This is a genomic window from Methylobacterium persicinum, from assembly GCF_022179525.1.
In the GTDB taxonomy this organism is placed as follows: domain Bacteria; phylum Pseudomonadota; class Alphaproteobacteria; order Rhizobiales; family Beijerinckiaceae; genus Methylobacterium; species Methylobacterium persicinum.
In genome coordinates, this window is record NZ_BPQX01000014.1 from 45,868 (window position 1) to 60,606 (window position 14,739).

The following is a 14,739-nucleotide window of genomic DNA, read 5'->3' on the forward strand; positions in this document are numbered from 1 at the left end:
GTTTCCTCCTTCGTCAGTCCCGTCCGGTCTCAGGCCGGATCGGGGATCGTGGGGTCACGCCGCCTCGGCCCGGCGTTCGAGATAGGCCGAGAGCCGCGTCGCGCCCTGTTGGCTGGTCCGCAGGCCGAGCTTGGAGCGGCGCCAGAGAATGTCCTCGGCCCTGGTCACCCACTCCTCCCGGCGGAGGTAATCGACCTCCGCCGCGGTGAGGCCGGCGTCGAAGGCTTCGCCGAGGTCGGCGAGGGAGGTCGCCGACCCGAGGACGGCATCGACCCGCGTGCCGTAGGCCCGGGCGAGGCGGCGGGCCAGCTCGTCCGGCAGGAACGGACGGCGGCGCTTCAGGTCGGCGAGGAACGTGTCGAAGTCGGCGTCCTTCATGTCGCCGCCGGGGAGGATGCCTCCCCCCGTCCAGGCCGGCTTGAGGCCGGGGAAGTAGGGCGCGAGCTTCTCCAACGCATGCTCGGCCAGCTTTCGGTAGGTGGTGATCTTGCCGCCGAACACCGAGAGCACCGGCAGGCGCCCGCCCGCATCCTCCACGTCGAGGACGTAGTCGCGGGTGACGGCCGACGCGTTCTCCGCCGCATCGTCGTACAGGGGACGGACACCCGAATAGGTCCACACCACGTCCGCCGGGCCGATCGCGGTCTTGAACGACCGGTTGATGCACGAGCAGAGGTAATCCGTCTCCTCCGGCGAGATGGAGACCGGGCCGGGCTCGCCGTCGTAGGGCACGTCGGTGGTGCCGATGAGTGTAAAGTCGCGCTCGTAGGGGATCGCGAAGACGATGCGCTTGTCCGGCTGCTGCAGGATATAAGCCTGATCGCCTTCGAACAGCTTGCGCACGACGATATGGCTGCCCTTGATCAGCCGCACCGCCGCCCGGGAATTGATGCCGAGCGTGCCACCGAGCGTCTTGCTCACCCACGGGCCGGCGGCGTTGACCACGGCCTTCGCCCGCACCGTCCGCTCGGCGCCGCTGCGCTCGTCGCGGAGGGTCGCGACCCACAGGTCGCCCTCGCGCCGGGCCGAGACGACGCCCGTGCGTGTGAGCACCTCGGCGCCGTGCGCGCGGGCATCCATCGCGTTGAGGACGACGAGGCGACTGTCCTCCACCCAGCAATCCGAATAGACAAAGCCCTTGGTCAGCCGGTCTTGCAGGGGCTGCCCCACCGGGGCCCGGCGCAGGTTGACCGATTCCGAACCCGGCAGGGTTCGCAGACGCGCCAGGTGGTCGTAGAGGAACAGCCCGAGCCGCAGAAGCCAAGCCGGGCGCAGGCCCTTGTCGTGGGGTAGGACGAAGCGCAGGGGCCAGATTACATGCGGGGCGAGGCGCAGCAGGCGCTCCCGCTCGGCCAGAGCCTCCCGGACGAGGCGGAACTCGTAATATTCGAGGTAGCGCAAGCCGCCGTGGATCAGCTTCGTCGAGGACGAGGAGGTGAAGCCCGCCAGGTCGTCCCGCTCCGCGAGAAGGACCGAAAGGCCGCGACCTGCTGCATCCCGCGCGATCCCCGTGCCGTTGATCCCGCCGCCGACGACGAGAAGATCAAAAGCGTCGGCCGGTTCGCGCCGGGGCGAGGCGGTCGCCATGGGTTCCTCCAGTGTGCACGTTCCCGGCAGGATATCGCCGATTCGTATTTTCGCAAGCGAAAAACGAATGTTCGTTATGCGCCATCGTCGGGGGCGGCCACCGCGAGGGCGACACCTTCGCGCTCCAGCAGGGCAGCGATAGCGGGGGGCGGCGCCCTGTCCGTGAAGAAGGTGTCGATCTGTGACAGGTGTCCCGCCTGCACCATCGGCCGGCGGGTGAACTTGCTGTGGTCGGCCACGAGGAAGGTCCGCTTGGCGTGGGCCAGGATCGCCTGGGTCGCCCGCACCTCCTCGTAATCGTAATCCAGGAGCGCGCCGTCGGCGTCGATGCCGCTGATGCCGATGACCGCCACGTCCACCCGGAACTGGCCGAGGGTGTCGCAGGTGAGCTGTCCGAGGACCGCGCCGTCCCGGTTGCGCACGGTGCCCCCGGCCACGACGATCCGGAAGGCCGTCGCCTCCGCGAGCGACAGGGCGACGTGCAGGTTGTTCGTGATGACGCTCAGGTCGTCGTGCCGGGTCAGCTCCCGGGCCACCGCCTCGGGCGTGGTGCCGATATTGATGAAGACCGAACAGTGGGACGGGATGCGGCTCGCCGCGAGGCGTCCGATCCGGGTCTTCTCGGCCAACAGGGTGACCCGCCGGTCGGCGTAATCGATGTTCTCGACGCTGGAGGGCAAGCCGCCGCCGCCGCGGTAGCGTTCCAGCCGGCCCTCGGCGCTGAGCTCGTTCAGGTCCCGGCGGATGGTTTGCACGGTGACGCCGAACTGCCCGGCCAGGGCCTCGATCGTCATGAAACCCCGTTGGCGCACCGCGACGACGATAGCGTCCCGCCGCGCCTCGACACCGCCGGCCTCGGCCCGGTGTTCGCCCGGCTGCGCCATTCCCCCGTCCCCGCCCCGTTCGTTTTCGCTTCGCAACATCGCCGCGTTCGCGATGATCCTGCGCCGAAAGCCACGGCCGGGCAACCGCCCTGCCCCCGCACGTGCAAGCAAGGGCGGGGGTAGGGCGAGGTCAAAAAAAAGGCCCGCCGGGGGGCGGGCCTTCCTGACTTACATGCTGTGGTGCATGCGGCGGTGGTGCATCTTCCGGTGATGCATGCGCTTGTGCATGGAGCGCTTGCGCATCATCGGGCGGGCGCCCGGAGCGGGAGCTTCCATCTCGGCACCCTGCGCGGCGCGCTCCATGCCGCCACGGGGGCCACCGGCCTGCGCACCGGAGGTGTTGTAGGGCGAGCCGCCCTGGGCGAAGGCCGAGCCGGCGATCAGCGTAAGCGCGGCGGCGCCGAGCAGAATGCTCCTCATGAGTGTAGTCCTTCCATTCGCGAGCGGGCGGCGCCTGCGAGAACCGCGTCGCCACCGCTGCCTCGCCAAAGCCGCGGGACAGGACATGGTTCCGCAGTTAAGACATTTTCTGCGGACAAATACCGGTGGAATGTGGGGCCGGAAACGGGCTTGGATCCCGATCCGGCGGCATCCGTGTCCCGGTCGTGACGGGACATCTTCACATGTCGCGGGCGCGCATTCCCGTCGGCGGGGAGCGCATTACCTTCGAGCAGGTGCTCCGGGCAAAAACCGGACGGGGAGGAGACGGGCGTGGCGGACCCCAGGATAGCCTATCTCGTCCTCGACCTTGCCGGCACGGCCTGCGCCCTGCCCCGGGAGGCCGCGGCGGAGATTCTTCCCCTGCCCGAACTCCAGGCTGCCCCCGCCTCGGGGGGCTGGCTGGCCGGATTCGTCAACCTCGGCGGGCGTCCCGTGCCGGTGATTGACCTCGCGGGCTTGCTCGGCCTGCGGTCCGGCCCCGCGGAGGCAGGGCTCTATGCCCACCTCGTCCTCGCTGCCGACCGGTCCGTCGCGTGGCTGGCCGACCGGGTGACCGACCTCGTCACCGTTCCTGCCCCCGCTCACCGGCCGGCCGATCCGGCCGTGAGCCTTAACGGCTGCGTGGCGGCGGGGCTCGCCCTTGGCGACCGGCTCGTGCCGGCCCTGGATCCGGAGCGTCTGCTGACCGAGGCCGAGCGGAGGCGCGTCGAGGCGCAGGCCCGCGCGGCGGCCGAGCGCCTCTCGGCCCTTCCCGACACCATGCCGGTCTGAGGCTCGATGCGCCGGCCAGACAGGCCCCGTCCCGATCCCGACGCCGACCCGGCCTATGCCGGGCTGAAGGCGCGCATCATCGCGCGCACGGGCCACGCCTATTACATCGATAAGGACGAACTCCTCCTCGAGCGCCTGCACCGCCGCCTGAGGGCGACCGGGAGTGCCGACCTCGCCGCCTACCATGCCCTCCTCGCCGACCTGACGGTGGGCGAGGCGGAATGGGCGCTGCTGGAAGCGGAAATCACCATCGGGGAGACGTTCTTCTTCCGCTACAGCGAGCAATTCGCCGCCCTGCGCACGACGATCCTGCCGGACCTCATCGCGTCCCGGCGGAGCGAGCGCCGCCTGCGCATCTGGAGCGCCGGCTGCTCGACGGGGGCTGAGCCGTATTCCCTCGCGATCCTCGTCCGGGAGCTCCTGGGGGAGGCCCTTCCCGACTGGCGCGTGACGATCACCGGGACGGACATCAGCGCCGAGGCCATCGCCACCGCCCAGGCGGCCGAATACGGCCGTTGGGCCCTTCGGACGCTCCCGCCGGAGGAGCGCCTGCGCTACTTCACCCACTTGCCGCCGATGCCCGGACTGCGCCGGGAGGGTGGCTTCGCCCTGCGGTCCGAATTCCGCGGGATGGTCCGCTTCGTCCAGGGCAACCTGCTCAAGGTCATGGAGCCTCCGGGGCCGGAGGAAGCCTACGACCTCATCCTGTGCCGGAACGTGCTCATCTACTTCGATGCGGCCACCGTGGCCCGGGTCGTCCACGGCCTCGGACGGCGGCTGCGGCCGGAGGGATGGCTCCTGTTGGGTCATGCCGAGCCGAACCCGACCTTCTCCGCCTTCCTCGATCCGGTGAGCCTACCCGGCACCGTCGCCTACCGGCCCGGGGGAACCCAGCCGGTGGAGCCCGCGCCGACGCGCACCCAGCACCCGCCGAGCCCTTTGCCCGAGGTGCCGGCGACGGTCGCCGGCCCCACAGGGGGGCTCCGCGACGCGGTGCGACCTCCGCAGCCTGCCGCCGAGGCGGGAACGGCCCCAGCGCAGGCCGGGGTCGTAGTCGAGGCCCACCCGCCATCCCTGCCCCCCGACGAGGCGCCGGACCCGGACGACCCCGTGTCCCGCGTGCGCGCCCTCGCCGACGCGGGTGAGACCGGCGCGGCGTGGCGAGCCCTGCGCGAGGCCCTGGAACGCGAGCCGATGAACGCCTTCCTGCGGTTCTACGAGGGGCTCGTCGCGGCGAGCCTCGGGCGGGAGGTCGAGGCCGAGCGCGCGTTCCGGGCGACGCTCTATCTCGACCGGGGCTTCGTGATGGCCCACTATCACCTGGGATCGCTGCTTCTGGGCCAGGGGCGGAGGGACGAGGCAGCCAGGGCCCTCGACAACGCCCTCGCCCTGAGCCAAGCCCTTCCTCCGGATACGCCGTTGCCCGAAGGCGACGGGGCCGTGGCCTCTGACGTCGCCGCGGGCGTGGCCCTGGCGCTCGGCCGGAATGGAGACACGATGCGGGGGCGGGCCTGAGCATGCGCGACGCAACCCCCGGCGACCCCACCCGCGACCGGGAGATCAAGGCCGCGCGCACCCTCGCCCTCGCGAGGCGGAAGGACGCCGCCGCGGAGGCGGTGCGCCCGACCCATCCCTACCTCGTCTGCGCCTGCGGCGGCGACCGGATCGGCCTTCCCCTGGGGGCGGTGGCGCAGGTCCTCCCCGGGAGGCCGTGTACGCCGGTGCCGGGATCGGGCCCGGCGCTTTCCGGCATCGTCGCCCTGTCCGGGCGGATCGTCCCGGTGATCGGCCTCGCCAGGGCCCTGGGCCGGCCGGCGGCGGAGGGGGGCGGATCCGAGGATCACCTCGTTCTGCTGCGCGGCGAGCCGCCGGTCGCCCTCTCGGTCGATCGCGCCCTCGCCATCGTGCGATCCGCCCACCAGCGGAACGCACCCTCGCCCGGCGAGGAGGCCGCCCCACTGGGAAGCGGCCCCGCTTCGGACTATGTCCCCGGCGCCGACGGCAGCCCGGACTTCACCATCATCGACCCGGCGCAGGTGCTGCGGCGGGTGATGCCCTGACCTGAACAGACCCGGAGCCCGGCCCTGAGCATCTCGATCGGACGACGCATCCTCCTCGGCTTCTTTGCCGTCACGGCGGTGCTTGTGGCTCTGGGCATCTATGCCATCGGGCAGGTCGGGGCCGTGCGCGAAACGACCGACAGGATCGTGGCCAGGGATCTCCTGATCATGCGCCAGCTCGACGAGCTGGGGAACCAGACCCGCGACATGGGCGTGCTGCGGCGGGACTCGGTGATCGCCTCCCTTCTGAAGGCCCAGGGGCGGCAGTCCCGCGAAGCCGACATCCTCGCCAAATGGCGCAGCAACAGCGCCGTCTCCGACAAGCTCTTTGCGGACCTGCTGCGTGAAGCGGATCAGTTCCGGAAAGTCGCGATCTCCACGGATCGGGCGGCGACCTTCGACAAGCTGTTCACCGCCCTAGGCCAGGCCAACGACACTTATCGCCGGTATCGCGACAGTGGTGAGCGGCAGATCAACGCCGCCGCGGCCGGGGACATCCAGGTCGTCGAGGATGCCAACGACGATCTCGGCCGGCAATACGCGGCGACCACCGGAGCGGTCGAGCGGGCGCGCAACGCCCTCGACGAGAGCGTCTCGGTGGGCCAGCAGGCGGCGGCCGACATCTACGAGCGGTCCCGCCTCTCGATCATCTTCACCCTCCTCGCGGCCGTGTTGCTCGCCTTCCTCGTCACCTACCTCGTGACCCGGGCCGTGGTGCGTCCGCTGAACACCGTGATGGCGTTCGTCGGGAAGGTCGGGGACGGTGACCTGACCGGGCGCCTGCGCCCCCTCGGCCAGGACGAGATCGCCCGGCTCGGGCGCACCCTCGACGGGATGGTCGAGAGCCTGTCGGACCTCGCCCGCACCAACCGCGCGGCCACCGCCGACCTCAACGCGGCGGCGGCCGAGATCCGCGCCTCGGCGCAGGAACAGGCGGCCTCCGTGGAGGAGCAGTTCGCCGCCGTGCAGGAGACGGCGGCCACCGTCGATGAGATCACCCATTCCGGCGCGCAGATCTCCAAGCGCGCGAGCGAGGTGATCGCCACCGCTCAGGCCACGGCCAAGACCTCCCGCCAGGGCCTGCGGGCCGTCTCGGACACGGCCCAGGCCATGGACGCGATCCGCGAGCAGGCCGAGGCGGTGGCCGGCAACATCGTCAGCGTCTCGGAGAAGACCCAGGCGATCGGCGAGATCATCGAGAGCGTCAACGACATCTCTGAGCGGACCCACCTGCTGGCCCTGAACGCAGCCATCGAGGCGGCGGCCGCCGGCGAGAGCGGGCGCAGCTTCGCGGTGGTCGCCTCCGAGATGAAGCTTCTCGCGGACCAGGCGAAGGCCGCGACGGGGCAGGTGCGGACGATCCTCGGTGAGATCCAGCGGGGCATCAACACCTCGGTGATGCTGACCGAGGAGGCGGTAAAGCGCTCCGCGGTGGGCAAGACCCGGTCCGACACGACCCAGCGCACCATCGAGGAGATCACCGCCCGGTTCGAGGAGAACGTCCAGACGTTCCAGCAGATCGTCGCTTCCACCAACCAGCAGCAGCTCGGCATCGAGCAGGTGATGGGCGCCCTGCAGAACATCCGCCAGGCCAGCCAGCAGACCGCCGCCGGCACCCGTCAGGTCGAGACTGCCTCCGCGAACATGACCGAGCTCGCCCAGGCCCTGATGGCCCTGGCGGAACGCTACCGGACCTGAGCGCCGCGACCCGTGGCGACCGATATCCGACAGCTCCTGCTCGCGGCCTTCGATGTCGAGCACCGGGAGCACGTCGCCGCGATCCGGGCGGCCCTGCGCGCCGACGCGCCCGACTGGAACGACGTGTTCCGCCGGGCGCATAGCCTGAAGGGGGCCTCCCGCGCCGTCGACCTCCCGCCCGTCGAGGCGGTGTCCCATCGCCTCGAAACCCTGTTCGAGCGGGTCCGGACCGGGGTGACCGCCCTCGACCGGGAGGCCACCTCGGCCGTGGAACTCGCCCTCGACCGGATCGAGTCCTACGTCGCCGGGCTCGAGGACGGGGCCGGCTGCGACATGCCGGGCGATGCCCTCGATGCCCTCGGGCGACTCCTGGGGCAGCCGGGGGGCGAGCCCTCCGCCGCCCCACCCGCGCCCCAATCACCACCCGCGCCGCCCGCCCCCGAGCCCGTCCCTGCGCCCCCGCCGGTCCAGGCCACGCAGGACCCTTCCCCGGTGCCATCGCCCCCCGCGGCCGCGGCGAAGCGCAGCGGGGACCGTGCGCCCGAGGGGCAGGAGCCGGCCTCCTTCCTCAGGGTTCCTGCAGAGACCGTCGCCGCCCTCCAGCGGGCGAGCGCCGACCTGTCCACGACCCTTGCCGGGAAGGCCTCGGCCGCCGAGGGGATGGGGCGCCTCGCCGCCGCCCTGCATGATCTACAGGCCCAGGCCGAAGCGCTCGAATCGGTCCAGGCCGGTCCGGGGATCCGCGCCCTCACGGCGGGCCTCGCCGGCCTCGCCAGGGAGGCGGCCGACCATGCCAGGCGGCAGGCGGCCTCCCTCAACGCCGTCGAGGGTGCGGCGGCGCGGGTGCAAACCGAGACGGAGCGCCTCGCCCTCGTGCCCGCCGAGACGGTGCTGGGACCCCTCGCCCGCACCATCCGGGAGACGGCCCGGGAGCAGGGCCGGGAGGTGGACTTCGCCGTGACCGGCCTCGACCTGCCGGTGGAACGGGCGACCCTCCAAGCGCTCAAGGACCCCCTCCTCCACGCCCTGCGCAACACCCTGAGTCACGGCTGGCAGCCGCCCGAGGTCCGCCGGGCCGAGGGTAAGCCGGAGCCGCTCGGGCTCGCCCTGGAAGTCGCTCTGCGCGGCGGCCGACTGCGGGTGGCGGTCCACGACGACGGGCCGGGGCCGAACCTCGCCCGGATCGAGGCGACCGCCCGGGACCGGGGGCTCCTGCCCCTGGACTCCGCGGCCGACCCCGAGACGCTCCTGCGCCTCGTGTTCGAGCCCGGCTTCTCCACGGCGGAGTCCATCGACACCCTCTCGGGCCGGGGCTACGGCCTTTCGGTGGCCGCCGACGCCGCCCGGTCGCTCCAGGGCAGCGTGCGCCTGGAGCCGCGCAACCCCACCGGCACGACCCTGGCGTTCAGCCTCCCGCTCTCGGCCGCGCGCCGCAGCCTGCTCCTCGTGGAGGCCGGCGGCCACACCTGCGCCCTGCCCTCATCCGCCGTCGAGCGGCTGATCCGCCTCCCCCGTGCAGCCCTGTCCCAGACCCTGGGCCGGACCGTGATCCCGCCGGACGGGCCGGACGGGAGCGCCCTGCCCGTGGCCGACCTCGCCGGGATGCTCGGTGCGTCGCCGAACCCCGATGCCGCCCGCCTGACGGCCATCGTCCTCCGGGCGGAGGGCGGCCGGGTCGCCATCGCCGTCGATGGTCTGAGCGACGTGCGCTCCCTGCTCGTCCTCCCCGCGCCGGAGGTCGGCGGCGACGGCGACCTTATCGCAGGAACCGCGATCCTGCCCGGGGACCGCCCGGTCCTCGTCCTCGATCCCGACGGGCTCGCCGCGAGGGCCGGCGCCGCTGGAACCCTCGGGCGGGCGCCACGTTCGGACCCGGATATGGCGCCGACGAACCGGACGCGCCGCGATGCGAGCGCGACCGTCCTCGTCGTGGACGACTCGATCACCACGCGTACCTTGGAGAAGGGCATCTTGGAGGCGGCAGGCTACCGGGTCGTCGTCTGCGTCGACGGGCAGGATGCGCTCGACCGGTTGAGGGCGGAGATCGAACCCGTCGATCTCGTCCTCGCCGACGTCGAGATGCCTCGCCTCGACGGCTTCGGCCTGCTGAAGGCCCTGCGCGCCGACGAGCGGTTCGCCCGCCTCCCCACCGTGCTGATGACCTCGCGGGGCGATCCCGAGGACGTGGCCCGGGGTCTCGACCTCGGCGCCGACGCCTACCTGACCAAGCAGGCGTTCGATCAGCGCAAGCTCCTCGAGACCATCGGGCAGCTGCTGTGACCGGTCCCGTCCAAATTCCGTCCGCGCGCACGCCGGGAGGCGAGCCCGGGCGCAGAGCCATGTCCGGCCCCGGCGCCGCCGGACGGCGTCGTGCCGCCCACGGCGGCTTTTGCCGGAGACAGAACCCCCTGGGAGGCAGGCCGTGAGCGCCGTTCGGGTGATGATCGTCGAGGACAGCCTCGTCGTGCGGGAGTTGCTTCGGTACATCGTCTCGCGCGATCCCCGCCTCGAACTCGTCGCGGCGGTGGCCTCCGGCGAAGAGGCCCTGGCGGCCATCGCCGGGGCGCGCCCCGACGTGATCTCCATGGACATCCGCCTGCCCGGGATCGACGGGCTGGAGACGACCCGGCGGATCATGGCCGAGCGCCCGACGCCCATCGTCGTGGTGGCCGATGCGGTGGAGGATTCCTCCCTCCACATCTCCATGAACGCCCTGCGGGCCGGCGCCCTCTCCGTCGTGGAGAAGCCCGTGGCCACCACCCATGCGGGCTATGAGGCCGTCGCCGGCGAGATCTGCACCCAGTTGCGGATCATGGCCCAGGTCCCGGTGATCCGGCGGCGGCCGATCGGCTCCGAGTGGGCCGGCCGGAGCGCCCCCGCCGCGCCGCCTCCGCCGGTCCCGGCCTTCGGCCAGACGGCGAGCGTGCTCGGCATTGCCGCCTCCACGGGCGGCCCTCCGGCGCTCGCCAAGGTGATCGGCGCTCTGCCGGAAAACTTCTCCCTTCCCGTGCTGCTGGTGCAGCACATGGGCCCCGCCTTCATGGAAGGCTTCGCGGCGTGGCTCGACAGCGTCGTCGCCCTGCCCGTGGCCCTCGCCCGCGATGGGCAGCGGGCGGAAGCCGGCCACGTCTACGTCGCCCCCGGCGACCGACATCTCGAACTCGGGTCGAACCTCGTGATGCGGGTCGTCGAGACGCCGCCCGTCTCGGGCCAGCGCCCGGCCGCGACCGTCCTGTTCCGCTCCATCGCCCGCCAGGCGGGGGCGTCGGCTATCGGCGTGCTCCTGACCGGCATGGGCGAGGACGGCGCAGCCGGCCTCGCCGACATGCACGCCGCCGGGGCCCAGACCGTGGCCGAGCACGAGAGCACGGCGGTCGTCTACGGCATGCCCGCGGCGGCGGTGCGCCTCGGGGCGGCCCGGGCGGTCCTTCCCCTGGACCAAGTGGCGGGGCACGTGATGCGCCTTGCCATGCCGGGGGCGGTGCCGTGAGCCTCACCCCGGCGGGAGAGCCGGCCCGGATCCTCCTCGTGGAGGATTCCGAGACCCAGGCCCTCGAATTGCGGCTGTTCCTCGAGTCCCACGGCTTTTCCGTCTCGCGCTGCGCCAGCGCCGAAACCGCCCTCGACGCCCTGAACGAGGCGCAGCCCGATCTGGTCGTTGCCGATTACCACCTGCCGGGAATGAACGGCGACGAACTGATCCGGCAGATGCGCCTGTCGCTCCGCACCCGGGCCCTGCCGGTGCTGATGCTCACGGGCGGCAACGGCGGCGAGCGCCAGGGCCTCGAGAGCGGGGCCGACGCCTACCTTCCGAAATCCGCCGACCGGGACCTGATGATCCTGCGGATCCGCGCCCTCCTGCGGGAGCGCCGGGCCGGGGGCGACGACAACCCCGGCGCCGCCGCCTTCCGCCGGGGGCGGATCCTCGTCATCGACGCCAGCGCCACCTACCGCACCTTCCTGGCGGGACTCCTGGGGCAGGACGGGCATCAGGTCGCCGTGGCCGAGGGGGCGGCGGCGGCGCTTGCCGCCCTCGACGAGAGGGACGGTGCCTTCGACTGTGTGACCCTCGACCTGCTGGGGCACGACTACGACGGCCTCGCTTTGTGCAAGGAGATCGACCGCCGCCGCGAGGGCGCGGCGGGGGCGGGATTCCACCTCGTCGCCATCTCCGGCAGCAACCCGGCCAAGGATTTCCTCGTCCAGGCCTTCGCGGCCGGGGCGGATGACGTCGTGTCGAAGACCGATGCCGAGGTGCTGGCCCTGCGGGTGCGGGGTTTCGTCCGCCGCCGGCTCCTGGAGGAGGACGACCGGCGCATCGCCGGGGAGTTCGGCCAGCGTGAGCGGGCCGTCGAGCGCGCCCGGGCCGAGGCGGAGGCGGCGGAGGCGCGGGCGAGCCTCGCCGACGCCCTGGAACGGGCGAACCGCGACCTCGCCGACGCTAACCGCCGGCTCACGGACGCCCAGGCAAAGCTCGTTCAGGCCGCCAAGATGGCCTCGCTCGGCGAGTTGGTGGCCGGCATCGCCCACGAGATCAACAATCCCCTGGCCTTCATCCTGGCCCACCAGGGCACCGTCGAGCGGATCCTCGGCGAGTTGCCCGGGGCCGGGCCGGATGTCGCGCCCCGCTCCATCGAGAAGGCCCGCAGCCGGATCGGGGCGATGCGCCTCGGCCTCACGCGGATTCAGGAGCTCGTGCTCAACCTGCGCAAGTTCTCGCGCCTCGACGAGGGCGAGCGGGCGCTCGTCAACGTGCCGGAGGCGATCGAGACCGTGCTGGCGCTGATCCAGCATAAGCTCGGCGACCGGATCGCCGTGGAACGCACCTTCTCTGGCCGGCCGGAGATCCATTGCACCCCCGCCCTCCTCAATCAGGTGGTGATGAACATCCTCGGCAACGCGGCGGATGCCATGCCGGAGGGTGGCACGATCCGGGTGACGACCCAATCTACGGAGGCCGGTGACGAGATCCGGATCAGCGATACCGGGCCGGGCATACCCGAGCCACTGCGCGAAAAGATCTTCGAACCCTTCTTCACAACGAAGCCCGTCGGGGCCGGTACGGGGCTCGGTCTCGCGATTGCCTACAGCGTCGTTCAGGCGCATAGCGGATCGCTTACCGTGGAGACGGCCCCGGGTGGAGGTGCCTGCTTCGTGATAGGGATCCCGCGGCAGGCGGCGCAGGCGCATGAGTGAAGTGGGGGTTGGCACGGCGGCGCGATCGGGCACCATCCTGGCCGTCGACGACGAGCCGGACATCCTGATCGCCCTGGAGGACCTGTTCGAGGACAGCTACCGCGTCCTGACGGCGAGCAGGCCCGCCGACGCCCTGGAAATCCTCCGGGCCGAGCCGGACATCGCGGTCATCGTCTCCGACCAGCGGATGCCGGGCCTCACCGGAGACGCCCTGCTCGCCGAGGCCCGCGCCTTCCACGACGCCCAGGCGATCCTGCTCACCGGCTATGCCGATATCACCGCCGTGATCGCCGCCCTCAACCGCGGCGGCATCGTCGGCTACGTCACCAAGCCCTGGGATCCCGGCATCCTGCGGGGCACCGTCGCCCAGGCCTTCGAGCGCCACCGCCTCGGCCGCGACCTCGCCACCGAACGGGCGCTCCTGCGCGGCCTCCTCGACCACGCCGCCGACGCCATCAGCTTCAAGGATGCGGAGGGACGCTTCGTCCGCCTGAACTCCCGCAAGGCAGCGCTGCTGGGCCGGGACCTGTCCGACTGCCTGGGCCTCAAGGAGGCCGACCTGCCCGACCCGCGGGCGCAGGCGGCGGCCGAGGCCGACGCCGACGCGATCCGGGCCGGCGGGGTCGCCGAAGCCCTCCTCGGCGAGGGCCTGCCCGGCGCCGAGCGCTGGAGCCATTTCACCCGGGTGCCGATCCGCGATGCCGCCGGCGCGGTCTCGCACCTCGCGATCATCGAGCGGGACGTCACCGAGCAGAAGAGCCTTGAGGCGCGTCTGCGCCAATCGGACAAGATGCAGGCGCTGGGCACCCTGGCCGGCGGGATCGCCCACGATTTCAACAACCTGCTGACCGCCATCCTCGGAAGCCTCGAACTGGTGGGTCCCAAGGTCGCCGATCTGCCGCGGGTGCAGCGCCTGATCGAGAATGCCCGGGGGGCGGCCGAGCGCGGCGCCTCCCTCACCAAGCGCCTCCTCAGCTTCAGCCGCGCCCACGACCTCCAGGCCCGGGCGACCGACGTGAACGCCCTCATCGGCGGCATGAGCGAGCTGTTCCGCAGCAGCCTCGGGGGGATCGTCACCGTGCGCACGGAGCTGGTGGCCGGCCTGCCCGCCGCCCAGGTTGATCCCGACCAGCTCGAACTGGCGGTGCTCAACCTGTGCATCAACGCCCGGGACGCCATGCCCGAGGGCGGCGCGATCACCATCGCCACCCGCAGCATGACGATCGCGGGTGATCCGGAAATCGCCGACGGCGAATATTGCGGCATCCGGGTCACCGACGAGGGCGTCGGCATCCCGGAGGAGATCCTGCGGCGGGTCTGCGAGCCGTTCTTCACCACCAAGGCGGTGGGTCAGGGCACGGGGCTCGGCCTCGCGATGGTGTTCGGCCTCGTCCAGCAATCGAAGGGGCGTCTCTCCATCGAGAGCGAGGTCGGCCGGGGGACCTGCGTCGAGCTGGCCCTGCCCTTCGCCGCGGGGGTGCCCAAGGAAGCTCCCCAGGGCGCGGCCGCGCCACCCGCGGCCTTGCGCCCCGCCCGCATCCTCGTGGTCGACGACGACCCGGAGGTGCGCCACGTGACCGCGTCGTTCCTGGCCGGGTTCGGCTATGCCGAGACCGAGGCCGGCAACGGTCTTGCCGCCCTCGACCTGCTCCAGCAGGAGCGCTTCGACCTCGTGGTGGCCGATCTCGCCATGCCGGGGATGAGCGGCGTCGAACTGGCGTCCGAAGTGAAGACCCGCGTCCCGGGCCTGCCGGTCCTGATCCTCACCGGCCACGCCGACGCGATGCAGATCCCGGCGGACCTGCCGGTCCTGGCCAAGCCCTTCCGCTCGGCCGACCTCGCTACGCGGGTGCTCGACCTCCTCGGTCCCGGCCACGCGGGCTGATTACGGCAGCCCCTCTCCCCGCCTGCGGGGAGAGGGGGGCGACGACCTTGTCGTCGGCGCGGCGAGGCGGCAGCCGACAGTGAGGGGGCGTGCCGGAGGAGCCCTGTCCGGCGCGCCCCCTCACCACCGCTCCGGCTTTGCCTGCGCTTCCCCCGGACACGACAAGGTGTCCGGGGGCCTCTCCCCGCAAGCGGGGAGAGGGGGGGCGGCCCTTCTT

The 14,739-nt window shown here is 72.1% G+C and carries 11 protein-coding genes; 8 read left to right on the forward strand and 3 right to left on the reverse strand.

Going from position 1 to position 14,739, the window contains the following annotated elements; genetic code table 11:
• Nucleotides 1-54 precede the first annotated feature (54 nt).
• The 3 genes from glpD to MFF22_RS04860 all read right to left on the reverse strand — a co-directional run bounded on the left by glpD (nt 55) and on the right by MFF22_RS04860 (nt 2,891).
• On the reverse strand, nt 55-1,587 hold the full coding sequence (gene glpD / locus MFF22_RS04850; protein WP_238247810.1) for a glycerol-3-phosphate dehydrogenase: 1,533 nt from the start codon (nt 1,585-1,587) through the stop codon (nt 55-57).
• Nucleotides 1,588-1,661: 74 nt separating this feature from the next.
• Nucleotides 1,662-2,471: a DeoR/GlpR family DNA-binding transcription regulator gene (locus tag MFF22_RS04855; protein WP_238247812.1), complete on the reverse strand. Its 810-nt coding sequence runs from the start codon at nt 2,469-2,471 to the stop codon at nt 1,662-1,664.
• 168 nt (nt 2,472-2,639) lie between these two features.
• The gene (locus tag MFF22_RS04860) at nt 2,640-2,891 is read right to left on the reverse strand and encodes a hypothetical protein (RefSeq protein ID WP_238247813.1); all 252 of its coding nucleotides are present in this window, start codon (nt 2,889-2,891) and stop codon (nt 2,640-2,642) included.
• 291 nt (nt 2,892-3,182) lie between these two features.
• Between MFF22_RS04860 and MFF22_RS04865 the strand changes: the two genes are divergently transcribed.
• The 8 genes from MFF22_RS04865 (at nt 3,183) to MFF22_RS04900 (ending at nt 14,522) form a co-directional block, all read left to right on the forward strand.
• Nucleotides 3,183-3,683 (forward strand): chemotaxis protein CheW, encoded by a 501-nt coding sequence (locus MFF22_RS04865; protein ID WP_238247814.1) that lies wholly within the window; start codon nt 3,183-3,185, stop codon nt 3,681-3,683.
• A gap of 6 nt (nt 3,684-3,689) precedes the next feature.
• Nucleotides 3,690-5,198: a CheR family methyltransferase gene (locus MFF22_RS04870; protein WP_238247815.1), complete on the forward strand. Its 1,509-nt coding sequence runs from the start codon at nt 3,690-3,692 to the stop codon at nt 5,196-5,198.
• 2 nt (nt 5,199-5,200) lie between these two features.
• Nucleotides 5,201-5,743, forward strand: coding sequence for a chemotaxis protein CheW (locus tag MFF22_RS04875; protein WP_238247817.1), 543 nt, complete (start codon nt 5,201-5,203; stop codon nt 5,741-5,743).
• A gap of 24 nt (nt 5,744-5,767) precedes the next feature.
• The gene (locus MFF22_RS04880) at nt 5,768-7,441 is read left to right on the forward strand and encodes a methyl-accepting chemotaxis protein (RefSeq protein WP_238248024.1); all 1,674 of its coding nucleotides are present in this window, start codon (nt 5,768-5,770) and stop codon (nt 7,439-7,441) included.
• A 12-nt stretch (nt 7,442-7,453) separates the two neighbouring features.
• Entirely contained in the window at nt 7,454-9,721 is a 2,268-nt protein-coding gene (locus MFF22_RS04885) for a hybrid sensor histidine kinase/response regulator (RefSeq protein WP_238247818.1), read from the forward strand.
• 160 nt (nt 9,722-9,881) lie between these two features.
• Nucleotides 9,882-10,931 carry a chemotaxis-specific protein-glutamate methyltransferase CheB gene (cheB, locus tag MFF22_RS04890; protein WP_238248025.1) on the forward strand — a complete coding sequence of 350 codons (1,050 nt, stop codon included), beginning with the start codon at nt 9,882-9,884 and terminating at the stop codon, nt 10,929-10,931.
• Nucleotides 10,928-12,637, forward strand: a complete 1,710-nt coding sequence (locus tag MFF22_RS04895; RefSeq protein WP_238247819.1) for a response regulator — start codon at nt 10,928-10,930, stop codon at nt 12,635-12,637. Before cheB ends, MFF22_RS04895 begins: the two co-directional genes overlap by 4 nt.
• Complete coding sequence (locus MFF22_RS04900; RefSeq protein WP_238247821.1) at nt 12,630-14,522, forward strand: response regulator; 1,893 nt, start codon at nt 12,630-12,632, stop codon at nt 14,520-14,522. Before MFF22_RS04895 ends, MFF22_RS04900 begins: the two co-directional genes overlap by 8 nt.
• The last annotated feature ends 217 nt before the right edge of the window (nt 14,523-14,739 follow it).

What these genes read in the sequence shown, in the direction of transcription:
- cheB (WP_238248025.1), top strand. Translation starts at nt 9,882, where the DNA reads ATGATCGTCGAGGACAGCCTCGTCGTGCGGGAGTTGCTTCGGTACATC.
- MFF22_RS04860 (WP_238247813.1), bottom strand. Translation starts at nt 2,891, where the DNA reads ATGAGGAGCATTCTGCTCGGCGCCGCCGCGCTTACGCTGATCGCCGGC.
- MFF22_RS04900 (WP_238247821.1), top strand. Translation starts at nt 12,630, where the DNA reads ATGAGTGAAGTGGGGGTTGGCACGGCGGCGCGATCGGGCACCATCCTG.
- MFF22_RS04870 (WP_238247815.1), top strand. Translation starts at nt 3,690, where the DNA reads ATGCGCCGGCCAGACAGGCCCCGTCCCGATCCCGACGCCGACCCGGCC.
- glpD (WP_238247810.1), bottom strand. Translation starts at nt 1,587, where the DNA reads ATGGCGACCGCCTCGCCCCGGCGCGAACCGGCCGACGCTTTTGATCTT.
- MFF22_RS04855 (WP_238247812.1), bottom strand. Translation starts at nt 2,471, where the DNA reads ATGGCGCAGCCGGGCGAACACCGGGCCGAGGCCGGCGGTGTCGAGGCG.
- MFF22_RS04875 (WP_238247817.1), top strand. Translation starts at nt 5,201, where the DNA reads ATGCGCGACGCAACCCCCGGCGACCCCACCCGCGACCGGGAGATCAAG.